At 48.6% G+C, this 18642-nt stretch carries 18 protein-coding genes; 2 read left to right on the top strand and 16 right to left on the bottom strand.

Features of this window, described 5'->3' with window-relative positions:
• Positions 1 to 117 precede the first annotated feature (117 nt).
• The 15 genes from MJX74_RS15800 to malQ form a co-directional block, all read right to left on the bottom strand.
• On the bottom strand, positions 118 to 1263 hold the full coding sequence (locus MJX74_RS15800) for a serine hydrolase domain-containing protein (RefSeq protein ID WP_240223902.1): 1146 nt from the start codon (positions 1261 to 1263) through the stop codon (positions 118 to 120).
• A 45-nt stretch (positions 1264 to 1308) separates the two neighbouring features.
• Positions 1309 to 1746 (bottom strand): GNAT family N-acetyltransferase, encoded by a 438-nt coding sequence (locus MJX74_RS15795; protein WP_240223901.1) that lies wholly within the window; start codon positions 1744 to 1746, stop codon positions 1309 to 1311.
• A 27-nt stretch (positions 1747 to 1773) separates the two neighbouring features.
• Positions 1774 to 2796 (bottom strand): hypothetical protein, encoded by a 1023-nt coding sequence (locus tag MJX74_RS15790; protein WP_240223900.1) that lies wholly within the window; start codon positions 2794 to 2796, stop codon positions 1774 to 1776.
• 49 nt (positions 2797 to 2845) lie between these two features.
• The gene (locus tag MJX74_RS15785) at positions 2846 to 3631 is read right to left on the bottom strand and encodes an alpha/beta hydrolase (RefSeq protein ID WP_240223899.1); all 786 of its coding nucleotides are present in this window, start codon (positions 3629 to 3631) and stop codon (positions 2846 to 2848) included.
• A 55-nt stretch (positions 3632 to 3686) separates the two neighbouring features.
• Positions 3687 to 4091, bottom strand: a complete 405-nt coding sequence (gene fos, locus MJX74_RS15780) for a fosfomycin resistance glutathione transferase (RefSeq protein WP_240223898.1) — start codon at positions 4089 to 4091, stop codon at positions 3687 to 3689.
• 9 nt (positions 4092 to 4100) lie between these two features.
• Complete coding sequence (locus MJX74_RS15775; protein ID WP_240223897.1) at positions 4101 to 4526, bottom strand: GNAT family N-acetyltransferase; 426 nt, start codon at positions 4524 to 4526, stop codon at positions 4101 to 4103.
• A 29-nt stretch (positions 4527 to 4555) separates the two neighbouring features.
• Entirely contained in the window at positions 4556 to 4891 is a 336-nt protein-coding gene (locus tag MJX74_RS15770; protein WP_240223895.1) for a hypothetical protein, read from the bottom strand.
• 3 nt (positions 4892 to 4894) lie between these two features.
• The gene (locus MJX74_RS15765; RefSeq protein WP_240223893.1) at positions 4895 to 5164 is read right to left on the bottom strand and encodes a hypothetical protein; all 270 of its coding nucleotides are present in this window, start codon (positions 5162 to 5164) and stop codon (positions 4895 to 4897) included.
• Between the two features lie 87 nt (positions 5165 to 5251).
• Positions 5252 to 5818 (bottom strand): GNAT family N-acetyltransferase, encoded by a 567-nt coding sequence (locus MJX74_RS15760; protein WP_420851420.1) that lies wholly within the window; start codon positions 5816 to 5818, stop codon positions 5252 to 5254.
• A 34-nt stretch (positions 5819 to 5852) separates the two neighbouring features.
• Entirely contained in the window at positions 5853 to 6521 is a 669-nt protein-coding gene (locus tag MJX74_RS15755) for a DUF1707 SHOCT-like domain-containing protein (RefSeq protein WP_240223889.1), read from the bottom strand.
• A 172-nt stretch (positions 6522 to 6693) separates the two neighbouring features.
• Positions 6694 to 7896 (bottom strand): formate-dependent phosphoribosylglycinamide formyltransferase, encoded by a 1203-nt coding sequence (purT, locus tag MJX74_RS15750; RefSeq protein WP_240223887.1) that lies wholly within the window; start codon positions 7894 to 7896, stop codon positions 6694 to 6696.
• Positions 7893 to 9422, bottom strand: a complete 1530-nt coding sequence (gndA, locus tag MJX74_RS15745; protein WP_240223886.1) for an NADP-dependent phosphogluconate dehydrogenase — start codon at positions 9420 to 9422, stop codon at positions 7893 to 7895. Before gndA ends, purT begins: the two co-directional genes overlap by 4 nt.
• A 97-nt stretch (positions 9423 to 9519) precedes the next feature.
• Positions 9520 to 11580: a glycogen debranching protein GlgX gene (glgX, locus tag MJX74_RS15740; RefSeq protein WP_240223885.1), complete on the bottom strand. Its 2061-nt coding sequence runs from the start codon at positions 11578 to 11580 to the stop codon at positions 9520 to 9522.
• Between the two features lie 50 nt (positions 11581 to 11630).
• Positions 11631 to 13823, bottom strand: a complete 2193-nt coding sequence (gene glgB, locus MJX74_RS15735; RefSeq protein WP_240223884.1) for a 1,4-alpha-glucan branching protein GlgB — start codon at positions 13821 to 13823, stop codon at positions 11631 to 11633.
• A 76-nt stretch (positions 13824 to 13899) separates the two neighbouring features.
• Entirely contained in the window at positions 13900 to 16086 is a 2187-nt protein-coding gene (gene malQ / locus MJX74_RS15730) for a 4-alpha-glucanotransferase (protein WP_240223882.1), read from the bottom strand.
• 197 nt (positions 16087 to 16283) lie between these two features.
• On the opposite strand from malQ, the gene gap reads away from it, so the two are divergent.
• Both gap and MJX74_RS15720 read left to right on the top strand, forming a co-directional pair.
• Positions 16284 to 17294: a type I glyceraldehyde-3-phosphate dehydrogenase gene (gene gap / locus MJX74_RS15725; protein WP_240223881.1), complete on the top strand. Its 1011-nt coding sequence runs from the start codon at positions 16284 to 16286 to the stop codon at positions 17292 to 17294.
• A 95-nt stretch (positions 17295 to 17389) separates the two neighbouring features.
• Entirely contained in the window at positions 17390 to 18238 is an 849-nt protein-coding gene (locus tag MJX74_RS15720) for a D-hexose-6-phosphate mutarotase (protein ID WP_240223880.1), read from the top strand.
• 18 nt (positions 18239 to 18256) lie between these two features.
• Here the strand turns inward: MJX74_RS15720 and MJX74_RS15715 are convergent, their stop codons facing one another.
• Complete coding sequence (locus MJX74_RS15715) at positions 18257 to 18580, bottom strand: hypothetical protein (protein ID WP_240223879.1); 324 nt, start codon at positions 18578 to 18580, stop codon at positions 18257 to 18259.
• Between the last annotated feature and the right edge of the window lie 62 nt (positions 18581 to 18642).

The following is an 18642-nucleotide window of genomic DNA, read 5'->3' as shown; positions in this document are numbered from 1 at the left end:
CTCATTAATGACAAGCCTGCAAAGTGCCAACAATGTCATAGGTATAATCGCTGTTTCTCTATAGCACCACCGCATTGCAGGTTTAGTATGACAGCAGGTTACGTGGTCTTTTTTATATCACTGCGTCAGCAAATCTGACACAGCAACCAGTAAGCTATCACGGTACGCCGGTAAAAACCGGCTGTCGTTGTTGGTCATAAAAATAATCAGCAGCTGCTCATCGGTATAGTAGCGCAAGTCAGCGGTGAAAATGCCGTTGCTGCCACCATGACGCACCACTTTGCCGTGTTCCCCTGCAGGCTCTGTTATCCAACCATAGCCATAAAAGGTTCCGGCGCGGGAAGTAGCCACATGTGGCCTAAACAATAATACAGTTGAAGCTTTGTTAAGCACTGTTTCAGTTTGTAGTGCCTGGTGCCAGCGGGCGAGCTCGCCAATAGTCGATAAAAAGCCGCCATTAGCATGCAAGTTCCACCAAGGGCCATCTTTGTCCCAGGATTTTTCCAGTGGCGTGCCCCACCGCTGGCTGCTGCCATCGGCTTTACCGCCCCACCAACTGTCGGGTTTTAGCTCATAACCTGCTGCCAGCTGCAGATTCTTCCAGTTGGGAATACGATATCCGGTGTATGTTATTCCTGCTGGTTTTAACAGATGCTGATGTACATATTGCTCGTACCCTTGCCCAGACGTTCGTTCAATCACTAAACCCAGCACAGCGTAACCGGCATTGGAGTATGAAAAAACACTGCCTGGTGGCGCATCAAGTGGTGAGCGAAACAGGCGTTTTATAAAGGTATTACGACTGACTTTACTATAATCGCCACCAGATAAATTATTGACTATGCCAGAGGTATGAGTAAGTAACTGATGTAACGTTATAGTTTTTTTGTCATCACCAGCTTCAGGAAAAAAGCGACCCAATGTATCGTCAAGTTGCAGCTTACCTTGCTCTTGTAGTTTTAATATCGCGGCAGCAGTGAACTGTTTGGTCAGTGAGCCAATATCAAATACGGTTTCGATGGTAAAGGCGTTGTTAGCTTCATAATCAGCCATACCATAGGCCTGCAATAACAGCGGCTTACCTGCCTGCATTACCAGTACCTGGCCGTCAAAGCCATCAGTAACCGCCTGCTGGTGCCAGCGCTGCAGACCGGCTGGTATGATAGATCCGGCTGGTTCAGTGTTTGCAGCAGGCGATAAAAGTAACGCCATGCTGTAAAAAAGTACAAAGCGTAAATAATGTTTTAATGTGTTCTGCTGCACTACTTCCTCCCTGAGCCGGCGAAAAACCGGCACTATTATTCAGCGCTACAGCGTAATTAGCGCCAGCATATCTTCCCCTTCCTCATCCAGCCCTTGCTCAATAAAACCAAAGCTACCATAAAAGCTTTTTGCTACCGGATTTTGCGGGCTGTAGCAAATTTCAATCTGTTTAATATCAGCATCTTGCTTAATTTCTGCTAACGCCAGCGCCATAGCCCTGCGGCCAATACCTTGTTGCTGATATTGTTTATCAACCATAAAACGCCAGATAGATATAAGCTCCGGCGTTTCTTTTACCCACATAAAGAACCCAACCGGCTGCTGCGCCAAATAAATGGCCCTGCAAGTATGGCCGTCATTATAGGCCGCCTCTACCAAAGACCACATATTGCAAGCTACGTAAGGCTCTTGCTCTGTGGCAACCTCAAGCTCACACACCGCTTCATAGTTTTGCCGGTTTACTTCACGCAACGAAATGCTCACTGTTACTCCTTGTAAAATATCCGATATTTAATAGTTTAAATTGCCAGACAATTTCATCGTGCTGGTTTGTAAGCGAGACTGAATACAGTCAATAAATGCCTGCGGTTGGTCTACACCTAAATACAGATGTTTAATAGTGTTGTCTGATTGCCGCAGCTCGAGAGCGACATTAGGATGGCCTGCAAAGTTGTATCGTTTGTTGTCAGAGGCTCTTGCAATATAACCATGGTGAAGCGCTATGCCGGCAATGTTGTCCAGTGCTACAACCCGCGTGTTGTAAATACCGAAACGGATGTACAGATTTTTTTTGTCCACTGATAGCGGCCTTCTTGCCATAGCGCGATATTCAGCAATAAAGAAAATCAGACTAAGCAGCGTTAATCCGCTGACAATATTCGCCGCAAGTGACGACCAGGCAAAGTGCAGCAGCAGATGGACCAGCGGAATTTCCAATGCAATAAGCAAAATAAAGCCCAGGGCATTAGTTTTAGCGTCGTATTTCAGGTGATAGCTAAAATGCTGTTCACCGTGAAACTGTGCCGGACTAATATGCTTTGCGAACAAAGCGTAGGTCCAAATTCTGGTTTCAAACTCAAGTAATCCGGCCGTTACACCTTTACCTAACAGGCGATGTATTGGTCTTGATATAGCCAGCTCCGGTTCCGATTTCTGTCGCAAAGCCGTACTGATAGCCAGATACACCGTCAGCACAGCAACAAGTTCGAACATTAGGATAAGCGCCAACAACAGATAACGCCCTGACTCAAGGTAATTCCAGATAAGTTTACTTTGTGCCGGAATAATGTAACTGCCTACCAAAACCGCTAAGCCACACAATACTGCTGCTTTAACCGCAGCTTGCTTTTTATCTTTAATACAAACAAAACACAGCAGCGGCAATACCAGCAGAGCATCCAGCAAAAACAACCATTCAAAGTTTGCCGCGCCGTAGTTATTAAACCAATGCTCACCCTGATAATAAAAACCCCAGCTAAGCGATATAGCCAGCAGAAACAGCAGAGGTAATTTTTCCTTAACAGTGATATTCATTCACACTCCAATCTGCGATTTATTCAGCATGCTTTTAGTCGCTAACGATCTAACCCGCACTTAGCATAAACAACATCGTATCAATCGCTTTCAGCGATAACGCCTTACCGTCTAACGGCACATTATGGCCAGACTTATCGGTAACAAAATGCACAGCATTTGGGTTGTTATCAATCAGGGATGCATGTAATTGTCGCCAAACTTTTTTGCCTTGCGGGCTGTGGCCAATCCACCAATTACTCTCATTTAACCGGGATGAAGTTACCAACACAGTCGGTAGCATTTGGGTGATGTAGTGATCTGCCACGGCGTTTTGCTGATAAAGCTGTTGCAGTTGCTGCCACTCCGGTTGTTGTTGCAACATCTTATTGAGTCGGGAATTATCTCTGTCTGCCCAATCTTTATCTAACGCACTAAGTGCGTTCTGAAAACCTTCATGGCTTGGGTCGAGTAACACAATACCGGCAACCTTCTCAGGGTGGCGGCCGGCAAAAGTGCGCACATGCAAAGCGCCAAAAGAATGCCCAAGCAGTATGAGCTTATCGTTGTCAGCTTTGATTGTTTGCAGTAACAAAGCCAGACGACGGTTTGACGCCGACAGTGAGATATCATCAACACTGCCCGACTGGCCATTGCCGGCTCTGGAGTAAACAATGGTTCTGACATTCAGCTTGGCCAAATCGGCTAACAAAGGCTGCCAGTAATCAACGCCCATCCCCACGCCTGATTCCACCACTAAGGTGTAATCACCCGCGCCGATATCAATATATTCGAGCTTAATGTTATCGACAGTGGCAAATCTGATGTCCTGCGCGGATACAAAAGCTGAAAGCATAAAGCAGCAAAGCGCGTAGAACCTTAATTTAGAAATCAATCTACTCTCCGAATATTTACTCTGACAACCATACCAGGCCGGAATACGGCTTATGTTTTAATGCATCTAACCGCGTTTGCAGATTACCGCAATGAGCTTCCAGCTTATGGCCGTTTGGATCGAAAAAGTAAACCGATTGCCCTTCACTGCTGTTTTGCTGCCACTCTGCTACACCTGCCTCACGCAGTTTTGTTACAAATTCAGCGAAGTTCTGCTCTGCAATATCTAAAGCAATATGAGAATAATCCAGACCTGGTGACGATTTACCGCAGGATAAACAAAACCAAACACCGCCAAGGCTAAGATAAGCTCCGCCATCCCAGCGCACATGCGCTTTCATACCAAGCAATTCGGTGTAAAACGCCAGCGAGCGCTCTAAGTCACTAACAGCGATGGTGATATGGTTTAGTCCCTGCAGCATAGTAGCTTCTTAAGTGGCATAAATATCCGGCCGGTAAATTTCCATAAAAGTCTCGGGTTTATTGAGCGCGGTAAAACCGTATTTGGCGTATAAACCGTGTGTATTTGAGGTGGCCAGCGTAAAGCGGCGCACACTCGCTACGCTGGGATGCTGCAGCACTGCTGCCATTAACTTTGCGGCGATGCCGTGGCCGCGATACTTCGGCCAGACAATAACGTCGACCAGATTAGCAAAGGTCGCCTGATCAGTAATAATGCGACAAAAGCCTACTTGCTGACTTGCGGTATAAGCCCCCAGACATATTGAATGTGCAATGCTGCGCTGCACAGTATCCAGCGAAATGCCTTTGGCCCAGGAGCTTTCTGTACTAAGAAATTGATGAATTTTGCCAATATCCAGCCACGATTTATCATCGCTGAGGGTTATTTCCTGCATTTGCTCTCCCTGTAACTACAACGATCCTGCTAAGGCCGCGTTAATCTGAGTATTTCCGCCGCATCTGCGTCAATAACTATCAATGTCTGGTTATCTTTTAGCTCCAACGATACCGCTACATAGTCGCCCTGCTCTGCTGCGTACATTTTGCCGTTCCAGATTGGCGGTGCTGCGCTGAGATCTTTGATTACCGTCAGGCCTGCTGCGCCCGGTGCATTATCATGTCGCTGCACAGTAACAACGCCGGTTTGCATATCTACGTTTAGCCATGCCGGTTTATCGGCATGTTTCCAGATGCCGGAAATATCAGCTGCAAGGGTGTTAAAAACGAAAACCAGCGCGAGAAGCTTTAAAATATTCGCCAATGGTTAAACCCCTGCCGCTTTTTGCAAACGGGACTTCTCCAGCTTGAGCATTAATATTTTATAGGTGCCCCACAGCATAATCGCGGCGCCAATAACGATGATAGAGTTAACGACTGCCTGATCCTGCAAAAACGGTAGTATTGGTGCATCAGCGTCAACAAACTTGCTGTAAAGCCCTACACCAAACAAAATACTACCGGGTGTTTCGATAAGGCTGATTTTTATAACCTGCTTATCAATATCTTTTATGCGCAGTTTTTTTTGTTGTTGCATACCGCTTTGCCTGTTTGTGTTATTGCGAACAGGCTTTGATGCTAATGGATTTTATTTACAAAGTGAACAATGGCCGGCACAGGAATATCAGGCCGAAATAAACTCAGATTTCAGCAAGCCAAAACACTTAAGATCATGAAACTTGTGTTTCCAATAACCACATTCGCGCCTTAGCCCTTCTTCTTTAAATCGCAGTTTGTTTAGTAGCGCTTCAGAGGCGTGATTACCAGGCACGGTATCAGCCTGAATTCTGTGTAATTTTCCGCAGGGTAAAGCTCCTGAAAATGCCAGGCCGATAATCGCCCGGACAGCCTCTGAACAGTAGCCCTTTCCCCAAAAATCTGGCAGAAGATCATAGCCAATAACAGCGTTCTGCATTTTGCTGTTCCATGAATTAAAGCCACAAGTACCAATTAACTTGCCGGTTGTTTTTAATCGAATGGCCCAGCGGATCCCCGCTTGCTCAGCGTAGCGTGACTTAAAAAGACTTATAAGATTGGCAGCCTGCTCAGGTTCACTGAATACTGCTAAATCGTAGTGTTCGACTACAGCTGGCGTGGAAAATAGCAAAAATATTTGTTCTTTATCATCAACTTGAAGTTCTGTAAGCAACAACCGCTCAGTTTCTAACGTAGGAAAGCTCAATCCGTTCATCCTTAATACATAGCGCTATAGTAACGCCGTCAATTCACGGTTTATTTAAACCAAACATTTGACGAAACTGATTGGCAAAACTGCTGAATTTCTCTTTCATTGTCTGCTTTAGCTTTACATCCAATGAACCCAGAATGGAGTAGCCTTCTATTACAATCTGCGGCGCCTGGCGATCGCCCAAAGATGTCGCCTGATTATCGCAGCTACTGACAACATTAGTCATATTCGACACCACGTTAACCTGCGGCGGCACCAGAATATCCAGGCTACCAAGCCAGTTTTGTACTTTAATAACGATATGTTGATGTTGAAAAACAGCCTCAGAGAAATCCAGCTCTACTGAACCAACAATATTGGTAACTTGTATTTCTGCAGGCACCAGCCACTGGCCGCGCTGTTGATTGGATGACAGCACACACAGTATCTTCTCGTTGCGGGTGTCGTTGCCGGCTTGATAGCGGGGAGAAAAACTACGCTGGCGCTGCTGTTGATACTGATTGTCTGGCAGCAAGGTTAAATCGGCTACCACGTCTATCAGTTCCTGATGGCTTTTGGCGTCGGTTGCAACATCCAGCCGTCGTTCAAAGGCTTCTGCCGATATAATGCCGTGGCTGTAATTCATAATCAGCTGATCTATCGCTTCTTGCCGTACCTGGTCAAACGGCCGATCTTCTATTTTTACTCCACTGGCATCAATGGCCATAACTAAGCTCCTGTTCATATTATTTATGGCTAAAACGTTAGCACAGACTAAGCCGCCAGGTGGTGGTATTTGGTATCAAAATGTTAATGGCGTTTTCCAGGCATATGACTTATTTAATACGCAGGCATAAAAAAACCACCCGCAGGTGGTTTTTTCTAACCGCTTTGCAGCCTTACTTAAGTGTAACGCTAAGCTTGCTAATCACATTTAGCGCTTTTTGCGTGGCGGCTTCGACAGTATCACTTAATGCCAGTGCCACGCCCATACGCCGCTCGCCCTGCACTTCGGGCTTGGCGAAAATACGTAGTTCAGTATCGGGCTCGGCTAAGGCTTCTGCCAGGCCATGGTACTGAATATCAGCGCTATTGCCGGGCACCAGTAACACGGCAGATGCAGCCGGGCCGTATTGCTTAATATGCGGAATTGGCATGCCTAAAATAGCCCGGGCGTGCAGCGCAAACTCACTGAGTTGCTGTGAAATCAGCGTTACCATTCCGGTGTCGTGTGGCCGTGGTGAGACTTCAGAAAACCACACTGTATCGCCTTTAATAAACAGCTCTACACCAAATAAACCGCGGCCGCCTAATGCCTCTACTACTGCTTTAGCGTAGCTTTTTGCCGTTTCAAAAGCCTTGTCGCTCATGGCTTGTGGCTGCCAGCTTTCGCGGTAATCGCCTTTTTCCTGGCGATGACCAATAGGTGCACAATATTGAATACCGGACAGCGAATTTACCGTTAATAAGGTAATTTCGTAATCAAAATCGATAAAACCTTCCACGATAACCCTGCCCTTGCCGGCGCGGCCGCCTTCCTGAGCATAAAGCCAGGCGGCGTTAAGATCAGCTTCTGAGCGCAGTACACTCTGGCCTTTGCCACTGGATGACATGATCGGTTTAACCACACAGGGGTAACCAATGGCATTTACTGCCGCGGTAAAGCTATCTTTGTCGCTGGCAAACTGAAATGGCGAGGTAGCCAGTTTTAGCTCCTCTGCCGCTAACCGGCGGATGCCTTCGCGGTTCATCGTCAGGTTAACTGCTTTGGCACTGGGTACTACATTAAAGCCGCAGTCTTCCAGTTCAATTAAAACTGAGGTGGCTATCGCTTCCAGCTCCGGCACGATTAACGCCGGCTTTTCGCTGATCACCAACTGGCGTAGTGCAGCGTTATCCAGCATCGACATCACTACGGCTTTATCGGCTACCTGCATTGCCGGTGCATTGGGGTAACGGTCTACGGCTATGACTTCACAACCGTAACGTTTAAGTTCAATACACAGCTCTTTACCCAGTTCGCCGGCGCCTAATAACAGCACTTTAGTGCTGCTGGCAGTACCCGGGGTACCTATATGTTGTATGTTATGTTGAGTGGTCATTTTACTTTCACCATTGGTCGTTTCGGGTTGCTCCAGTCGACATGGAACATTCTACCTTTAGCTTTGTCGGTACGCTCAAAGGTGTGGGCGCCAAAATAATCGCGCTGGCCCTGTAACAGGTTTGCCGGTAATACCGCGGTGCGGTAAGAATCGTAATAGCTAAGTGCTGAGCTAAGTGCTGCCACCGGAATACCCGACAACGTAGCGTTGGCCACGGCTTTGCGCCAGTTTTGCTGATACACCGAAATTTGCTTGGCGAAGAATGGGTCAAGCAGCAGGTTTTCCAGCTCGTCGTTGCGCTCGTAGGCTTCGGTAATAGATTGCAAAAACACCGCGCGGATAATACAGCCGGCACGCCAGATTTTGGCGATTTCGGCAAATTTTAGCTGCCAGCCATGTTCATCGGCCGCGGTTTTCATTAAATGGAAACCCTGAGCATAAACACAGATTTTGGCGCAGTACAACGCATCATGCAGGGCCTGAATAATCTCGTCTTTTTGCTCTGGAGAAATTAAATTTTGCGCCGGGCCGGCCAATACCGTAGCCGCTTTCACCCGCTCGCTTTTTAGCGCAGATAAAGAGCGGGCATAAACAGCTTCAGCAATAGTCGGTGACGGGCTGCCTAGTTGCAGGCTGCTTACGGCTGTCCACAAGCCGGTGCCCTTTTGGCCGGCTTTGTCCATAATAACGTCTACCAGCGGCAAGCCGGTTTCTGAGTCTTTGGTCGCCAGTACATCGGCACTAATGCCAATTAAGTAGCTGTGTAGTTTGCCTTCATTCCAGCCTTTAAAAACCTCAGCAATTTCTGCTGCCGGCATACCCAGAATATCGCGCATAACCTGATAGGCTTCGCAAATCAGCTGCATATCAGCGTATTCAATACCGTTATGCACCATTTTGACATAGTGGCCGGAGCCGCTGGGACCAATGTAGGCGGCGCAAGGTTCGCCTTCGGTAACCGGATTACCCGGCTCAAAACGCTCTATTGGTTTACCGGTGGCCGGGTCGACTTTGGCGGCAATGGCTTCCCATAGTGGTTTAATCCGCGTCCAGGCGTACGGATCGCCACTTGGCATTAACGACGGGCCAAATCGGGCGCCTACTTCACCGCCGGATACGGCGGTAGAGAAGAAGATAAACTTACCTTCGAAGTCTTTTTCCCGCGCAACGGTATCGGTCCACAGGCTGTTACCGGTATCGACAATAATGTCGTCGGCCTGAATGCCGGCATCGATTAATTTATGACAAACATCATCCACCGGTTTGCCTGCCGGCACTGATAACACCACCAAATGCGGTGCCGATAAACGGGCCAGTAATTCAGTGTACGAGCTGCAAGCGATAACGCGGGCCGGTTTGTCACCACGCTCAGCTTTATCCTGTGCCAGCACGGCTTCCAGCTTCTGGTGGTCCAAATCAAAGGCGGCAACGCGGTAGCCGTTATCTGCCAGGTTCAGGATCAGGTTTTTACCCATTACACCGGCGCCGACAAAACCGATATCACAAAGTGCAGCTGTGTCTGTCATCTGACATTCCTTCATTATTTTTCATTTTTGCGCGCTGCCAGCACGCCGACAGTTGCCTGTAAACGGCGCGCATTATACTGAAAACATGCTGATAAACCTACTGCCACACCGACATACTGTGCGCATTCTGCTCATATTCTGTAAGCTTTGTGCTGCGATTTTGCAGCAAACCTTTGTCTACACTGGTATCGAACAGTAACTGCCAGCTGTGTTCCGGCAGGGTTAATGGCTGCACTTTGGCTTCGGCATTAAAGACAAACAATAAGCTGGCCTGGTTAGCTTTATTTGTGATGCGGAAAATACAACCGGAACGCTCAGGATCATGCCAGTCGTGTTGTTGTTTCTCGGTGCCATCAGGCAAATACCACTGGATCTGATGTTTATCACCGTGCAGTTGATAGCTGTCGTCCAGCAACGATAATTGCTGCAAACAGCGAAACTTGCGGCGAAATGCCAGCATTTGCTGAACAAAATGCAGGAAATCCTCTTCGTCGCTGTCAAGGTGCCAGTCGAGCCAACTGATATCGTTGTCCTGACAATACGCATTATTATTGCCACGCTGAGTGTGGCTTAGCTCGTCACCGCCGAGCCAATGGATCATGCCCTGGCTAAGCAGTAAGGTGGCAACAAGATTACGTTTGTGTAAGTAGCGGTTGGCACGTACTGACGCATCTTTACTGGGGCCTTCCACGCCGTGGTTCCAACTTAAATTGTGGTTATGACCATCGCGGTTTTCTTCGCCGTTCAGCCAGTTATGTTTATCTTTGTAGCTAACCACATCGTGCAGGGTAAAACCATCGTGGTAGGTTAAGTAGTTAACACTACAGCAGGCCGGTTTATGGTGTTTCTGGAAGATATCGCGCGAGCCCAGTAAACGGGTGGTAAATTCCGGCAGTACACCTTTATCACCACGCCAGAAGGCGCGAAAGGTGTCACGGCACTTATCATTTAATTCAGACCAATGCGCCGGAAACTGACCTAACTGATAACCACCGGGGCCCACATCCCACGGCTCAGCAATCAGTTTTACCTGCGATAATACCGGGTCCTGCGCGATAATTTGAAAAAACGCGGCATAAGGGTTAAAGCGTTTATGTTCGCGCGCCAGCGTCGTGGCTAAGTCAAAGCGAAAACCGTCTACCTGCATCTCAACAACCCAGTAACGCAGTGCGTCCATTACCAGCTTTTGTGTTGCCGGGTGCGCCACGTTTAAGGTATTGCCACAGCCGGTGTAATTACAATGCTGGCTAAAATCGGTGATATCGGCATGGCTTTCAAACAGGTAATAGTGCTTATTAGCCAGGCCGCGTAAGCTTAATACCGGGCCGTCTTCGCCGGCTTCTGCCGAGTGGTTAAACACCACATCTAAAATAACTTCGATGCCAGCCTGATGATAGCTACGCACCAGGGTTTTAAACTCAGTTAAAGAGTCCTGATATTGATAGCGTGGCTCTGGGGCAAAAAAACTTATCGGGTTATAACCCCAGTAATTACTCAGCTGTAACTTGTTTAACCGCGGCTCACTTAAAAATGCCGCTACCGGCAGTAACTGTAAGGTGGTAATGCCAAGTTCCTGTAAGTGCTTGATAACTGAAGGATGACATAGACCCAGATAGGTTCCGCGTAACTCCTCTGGCACCCCGGGGTGCTGCATAGTCATGCCCCTGACATGGGCTTCATAGATGACCGTTTTTTCCCGCGGAATTTTCGGTTTTACGCTGTCTTGCCAGTCAAACTGCTGTTGCGCTAATACGCCTTTGGCCAGCATATAATGACTTTTAGCATTATATAAGCGTTCGTTAAAACTCAGGGTGCGGTTTAGCTGCTTTACGTAAGGGTCGAGCAAAAGGCGGTCTTTATCAAACACTAACCCCAAATCACTGTCGTTCGGACCATCTGCTTTTAACGCATACAAGCTGCCCTCTTCAATACCGGCCACCGCTACGTGCCAGATATCACCGGTGCGGCCGCTAAAGTTCAGCTCGCCCAGTAACTCCTCAGTGTCGGGCTGGTATAAACACAGTGTTAAGCTGCGGGCATCAGGGGCAAAGACAGCAAAGTTCCAGCTGCCAGAGCCCTCTTGATCGGTAGTGTAAGTTGCGCCCAGTGGCGATGCGGTACCAAATGACAGCTTTAACAAAGGAATATGGTTACTCATCGCGTTGCCCTGCTTAGGTTTTAATATTTTTTATGCTAGCCGGGTTTATGCTAACCGGCCTGGCCCTTTTTACGCAAATACAGTGTCGCCAGTGGCGGCAATTGCAGACAAATATGCTGCGCTAAACCATGGTATGGCATGGCGATACTGTGTAAGGCCGCTCCAACTGTATAGTTGCTGCCCCAGTAATAACTGCTGTCGGTATTCAGAATAACCTCGTACTCGCTGCCCTGTTCTACTCCCAGTAAAAAGTTGTTACGTGGCAGCGGGGTAAAGTTAGACACCACATACACCGCATTACCACTGCTGTCACGGCGTAAAAAACTCAAGGTACTGTTATCGGCGTCCTGATGATCCAGCCAGCGGAAACCCTCGTGCGCATAATCCAGTTCATACAGCGGTGCACAGCGGCGGTAGGTGTGGTTTAAATCGCGCAGCAGTTGCTGCATGCCACGGTGTTTATCATAATCCAGCAGATGCCAGTCCAGGCTTTGGGTATGGCTCCACTCGCGGCCCTGAGCAAACTCGTTACCCATAAAATTCAGTTTTTTACCCGGATGCGCAAACATAAAAGCGTAATAAGCGCGCAGGTTTGCCGCCTGCTGCCATTCATCGCCGGGCATTTTATTCAGTAAACTGCCTTTACCGTGTACCACTTCGTCGTGCGATAGCGGCAAAATAAAGTTTTCGTTATAAGCGTACACCATAGAAAACGTCAGATCGTTATGGTGATAACGCCGGTAAGCCGGATCTTTGCTGATATAACGCAGGCTGTCGTTCATCCAGCCCATATTCCATTTAAAGCCAAAGCCCAGCCCACCCATATCAACCGGGCGCGACACCATAGGAAACGAAGTAGATTCTTCTGCAATGGTCATCGTATGCGGAAACTTGCGGTACACCTCGCTGTTAAACCAGCGGAAAAAGCTGATCGCCTCGTAGTTGTGGTTGCCGCCATCAACATTGGGGATCCACTCGCCTTCTTTACGCGAATAATCCCAATACAGCATTGAGGCTACGGCATCAACGCGCAGGCCGTCGATATGGAAATGCTCCAGCCAGTAAAGGGCGCTGGCCACCAGAAACTGACGCACATAGTCTTTGCCGTAATCATAAATACAGGAGTTCCAGTCCGGGTGCCAGCCGCGGCGCGGATCAGCATATTCATACAGATGGCTGCCATCGAACCGGGCTAAGCCGTGACCGTCTTCCGGGAAATGCGCCGGAACCCAGTCCAAAATAACGCCAATACCGGCCTGATGGCAGGCGTCAACAAAGTGCTTAAAATCATCCGGTGTGCCAAAGCGTGACGTAGGCGCAAATAACCCCAGCGGCTGATAGCCCCAGGAGCCATCAAACGGATGCTCCATTACCGGCAACAATTCAATATGGGTGTAGCCCATATCCTGAATGTAAGGAATAAGCTGGGCGGCCAGCTCACGATAACTCAGTGGCTGATTGTCATCGCTGCGGCGCCAGGAGCCAGCCTGCAGCTCGTAGATACTCATCGGGCTGTTAAGCGGATTGGTTAGTTTACGGCTGCGCCAGCTATCGTCCTGCCACTGGTAACGGCTGTGGTCATATACTAAAGAGGCATGCGACGGATACTGCTCGGCATAAAATGCCATAGGATCAGCCTTATGCGGTAGCAAATGACCGTTGCGGTCTTTAATTTCAAATTTATAACGCACGCCGGCGGCCACCTCTGGCACCACTAATACCCAGTGGCCACAGTATGTGCGCTGCATCGGGTGTATCCGGCCATCCCAGCTGTTCATATCACCAATCAGGCTGACACTGGAGGCATCGGGCGCAAACACCGCAAAACGGGCGGCATTAACACTTTTACCGGCTACATCCAGCGTAATTAACTGGGCACCCAACTGGCGGTACAGGTTTTCCGGCTCATTAGCCACATAGTGCACGGCGTAAAAAGCTTCATCGGTAAACTGGTAAGGGTCAAACAACGGGTACTGGTAATCGCCGTTTTGTACTGTCAGGCGATAAGCTTCTGTTTTGCGCTTTTTGCTCAGCACCAGCTCAAATACGCCCGGGTAATCGCTGTTTGCTGTCAGTTCACCCAGTAACTTACCGGTTTTAACAGAGTATGCGCTCACAGCAGTCGCCTGTGGCAGATATACCCGCAGCAACAAGCCGGCGCTGCTGTCATCTTTCAGGGGTTGCCAGCCTAATAACGAGAAGGGTTCTGCACAGCTAACCTGTTGTAATAACGCTAAACTCATCGCCTGTCCTTTTTAGTTTTTCTGTCTCTACCTTAACAGCCACAGCCACAAAGGCTATGGCTTTTTACGCCAAAGCTTAGTTTGCAGCTTTACGCTGCTTGCTGATCTCAGTAAACAACTGCCTGATATCGTGGTTCTGGCTCCACTGCTCTATCGGTTCAGACAGCTTACGCCGCCAGTTCGGGTATTCATTGCTGGTACCGGGAATATTTACCGGCTGTGTCATTTGCAATGCGTCTTCCAGTTGTAAACATAAAAGCTGGCTGGACGTTGCTGCCAGATGCCGTTGCATGGCGTAGTTGAGCGTTGGATCCATGCCCAGGTTCTCGGCACTGCGGCTGTAATCACCTGGTAAGCTGTGGTGGCCGTGTAATGAATCAAGAATACGCTGTTTATTAGCATGGCGCTGTGTATACAAGCCGTGCAACTGGGCTTCATCTTGATATAGACCCAGCTCTTTACCCAGGCGTAAATCTTCGCAATGCCAAAAGCCAATTAAAGTAGGTAAATCATGGGTTGTCAGCGTGGCCATGGCCTGCACAGGATAATGCATTGGCGAAATATAGCCGCCATCGGCTGCGGTTTCAAAAAAGAACACCCGGTAAGAATACACATTGTATTGTGCCAGTAACTCGCGGATACCGTCAGGCACAGTACCTAAATCTTCTCCGATAATCACCGCCTGGTTACGCTGGCTTTCCAGCGCTAATATACCGAGCAAGTCCATTATCGGGTAATACACATAAGCGCCACCACCGGCATTTTCGGCTGTTTTGGGCACCCACCATAAACGTAGCAGAGCCATAACATGGTCGATACGCAGTGCACCGGCATGCTGCATATTGGCACGCAGCAGATCAATCACTGGCTGATACCCCTGTTTGTACAGCTGATACGGATACATCGGCGGCAGGCCCCAGTTTTGTCCGGCCGGCCCCAGCGGATCCGGCGGCGCACCAACACTGGCATCGCGGCAGTATAAATCCGGGTTGCCCCAAATCTCGGTTGAAGCTTCACTGACACCTACCGCTAAATCACGGTACAGCCCCAGCAACATACCCGCATCCTTGGCTACTTGTTGTGCTTGTGCCAGTTGCTGCTGGGCAATAAACTGCAAATAACAGTAAAAATCCAGTTCTGCCTGATGTTTAACGGCAAACGCCTGTACAGCGTCAGATTGCGGATCGCGGTACTCTTCTGGCCAATTTGGCCAACCCCAGTGCATACTGTCTTGCTGATACAAATACGCATGCAAGGCGTCATACAGTGCCAGTTGCTGTAGGCTGGCACCGCCATCCGTTTTAAACTGCTTAAAAGCTGTAGTCAGCGCTTTGTTGTTACTACCTTTTTGCTCAACAAACCATTGATACAGGCTTTTCATTACCGGCAGCTTCAACTGCATTACGCCGCTGTAATCAACAAAATCCTTGCTGCGCTGCTGCGTAAGCTGCTGCACAAAAGCCGGTGCACTTACCAGGCTTTGCGTGCGGGCGCACAGGCTAAAGCCCGGCATTGCCGTAACATCGATATAGCTGACATTAAGCCAGCGCCGTGACGACGGGCTATACGGGCTGGCACTTTCCGGCATCGCCGGATACAGCGCATGAATAGGGTTAAGGCCAATAAAATCGGCGCCAACACCAGCCAAATAGTTAACGGTATTGCTAAGATCGGTAAAATCGCCAATACCCCAGTTGCGCTCTGAGCGCAGGCCATATAGCTGTAACGCAATGCCCCATTGCTTTTGGCTGTTAAAGTTTTGCGGCACAAAGCACTGCCCCGGTGTAATAATCAGCTTTTGTGTAAAGGCAGTGTCGTTCAGGCTAAGTTGATGGTAGCCCGCCATCAGTTGTTGTGGCAGCAGATGCTGATACTGATGATATTCCACCTCATCCAGCACCACGACTTGCACCAGTTCACCTTCTACCGGTGTCAGGTTAAATATCTGCTTAGCGCCATCTTCTGTCGTCAGGGTAAAAGCAAACTCCATATTGGCTTGCTCAAGCGTTACCTGCAGCAACAGTTGTAACGGCTCATCAACGCGTTGCACCGATACGGCCTGCAGTGGCTGTAGCCAGAAATCCAGTTGGCGTTCAAGTAATTGCAGTCGGGCTGTTTCGTCATCTTCAATGTCAAAGCCTTGTGCGGCTAACAGTTGCAGTTGATGCTGCTGCGTTACCGAGCTGGGATTTCCCCAGGCATCATTAAAATCGGTTTCAATGCCACAAAATGCGATCAGTTCAGCCTGTAAGGTGGCGTCCATGAGAAATCCTTAGTCTAGTCAGTTGGCTACCGCTCATTCTAGGCGGCATTGCCGTTAAAGTCATTGTTCATTTATGTCATTAAATTACAGAAAAAACGCTTTACCGCTGTTTTAAACTTGAAAAATCCACTAAATAATGTAATTTTACTACACAACTTGTTTCGCTCATTTCAGAACATCTATCTAACGGGGTTAATATGACTATTCGTGTCGCGATTAACGGCTTTGGCCGCATTGGCCGCAACGTGCTGCGTGCTTTGTATGAAAGCAGCAAAAATTACGATATTAAAGTGGTCGCCATTAATGATTTAGGCGATGCCGCTATTAATGCTCACCTGCTGAAGTATGACACTGCGCACGGCATTTTTGCTGCCAATGTTGAGCACAACGACAAAGCTATTTATGTTAATCAGGACGAGATCCTGACATTAAGCGAGCGCAACCCGGCTAACTTACCGTGGAAACAACTTAATGTAGACGTAGTGCTGGAGTGTACCGGCCTGTTCACTGATCGTAAAAGCGCTGGTGCCCACTTAGACGCCGGTGCAAAAAAAGTGATTATTTCAGCTCCGGCTAAAGATGTTGATGCCACTATAGTGTATGGCGTAAACCATCAGATTTTGACGCCGCAAATGAACATTATTTCCAACGCCTCATGCACCACTAACTGCTTAGCACCGATTGCCAAGCCGTTAAACGATGCGCTGGGTATTGAATCCGGTCTGATGACTACTATCCACGCTTACACCAACGATCAGCGCTTAAGCGATGTGTATCACACAGATGTACGCCGTGCCCGTGCTGCGGCCATGTCGATGATCCCAACTAAAACCGGTGCTGCCGCTGCTGTTGGTTTAGTGGTACCTGAGCTGGTAGGCAAGTTTGATGGCTTAGCCGTGCGGGTTCCTACTCTTAATGTGTCGCTGGTAGATTTAACCTTTATTGCCGGTCGTAATACTTCTATTGATGAAGTTAACGATATTATCCGTAAAGCTGCAGTATCCGGCACTATGGCTGAAGTACTGGCCGTAAACGACTTACCACTGGTATCGGTTGATTTTAACCATAATCCGAAATCCTCTATTTTTGATGCAACTGAAACCCGCGTTAATGGCCGCTTAGTAAAAGTGATGAGCTGGTACGATAACGAATGGGGCTTTAGCAACCGTATGCTCGACAACACCGTTGAGTTTATGAAGCACGCTTAAAGCGTTGCATACGCAAACAGCCAGCTTTATGCTGGCTGTTTTGTTTATAGCTGCTTTTTGCTGCCCCACTCACTGGTAACAACGTCGAGGATACCATGCTAATTACCGCAATTACCCTGCAAACCGGTTTTGGCCATTTAACTGATCTGCCCTGCATTAGACTACAATTTGGCGAAGCTGCTGCCGTGATTTCTTTATACGGTGCTCAGGTGCTGTCTTATCAGCCAATACCGGGTAAAGACATCTTATGGCTGTCGCCACTGGCACAGTGGCATAACGAAATGCCCATTCGTGGCGGAGTACCGGTATGCTGGCCCTGGTTTGGCCCGGTCGATGCCCGGCTGAACCCGCAGCAGCAGTCATTACCGAACCACGGTGTAGTAAGAACCCGGCTTTGGCAGTTAACCGAACAAAGCGCCACAGCAGACAGTGTCTCGGTAACGCTGGCTATTACAGTCAGCGAACTGCCCTATCACGGCGATGAAACCGCACTACAACTGCAACTAACATTGAGCGATAGCTTAAGCATCAGCTTAATGTGCAACTCCGCTATAGCGCAGCAAGCTGCACTGCATAGTTATTTCAGTGTTGCTAATATTGACAAAACCCAGGTGCAACCTCTGCCGCTGCAGTATCAGGATAAGGTAAGCGCCAGCGACCAGAGCAGCGATACGCCGGTAGCCACCATTAATGCCGAAGTTGACCGTATTTATGCAAAACCAGCGGCTAAGCTGCAATTAGATACCGCAGCACAACAACTGGAGCTTAGTCAAAGCGGCCAGGATGCCACCATTGTCTGGAACCCATGGCAGGATAAAAGCCGCAACACTAAAGATTTAGAAGACGACAGTTATCTGGAGTTTATCTGTGTTGAAACCGCGCGCTTACAACTGCAAGATGCCGCGCCACTTCAGCTCACGCAGCAAATTAAGCTGAGGGATTAACTAAAGACCGTTAATTAATTACGGCCAGCTGGTGTGAAATTGCTCAGTAAGGCGGCGCGTTTGGCCATCGGCAAACTGAACTTCCAGCTGCAGTTGCCACAACATATCCGGATCGCTGCAGGCTCCGAGTAAAAATTCGGCCTGCCACATTCCCTGGTGCTGACTGAACCGCAGCGGCACTTTCCCCATATACATGGATACGCCGGTTAGCTCGCCGCTGACACTAAGCACATCAGCGGCAGTCAGTTGCAACAGCAACGGCGTTTCAACCGGCGCATGCCCGGGGCTTAACTCAAGCTGTATTGTGCTGTCATTTAATAGCGTAAGCGATGAGCCGGGCACTTTATCAGGCGGCTTACAGGCGCATAGGCAGCATAACAACAGTAAAAAAAGATAAAATACAC

Source organism: Rheinheimera hassiensis (genome assembly GCF_022436675.1).
Taxonomy (GTDB): Bacteria; Pseudomonadota; Gammaproteobacteria; order Enterobacterales; family Alteromonadaceae; genus Alishewanella; species Alishewanella hassiensis.
This window is presented reverse-complemented; position numbering and strand designations above follow the sequence as displayed.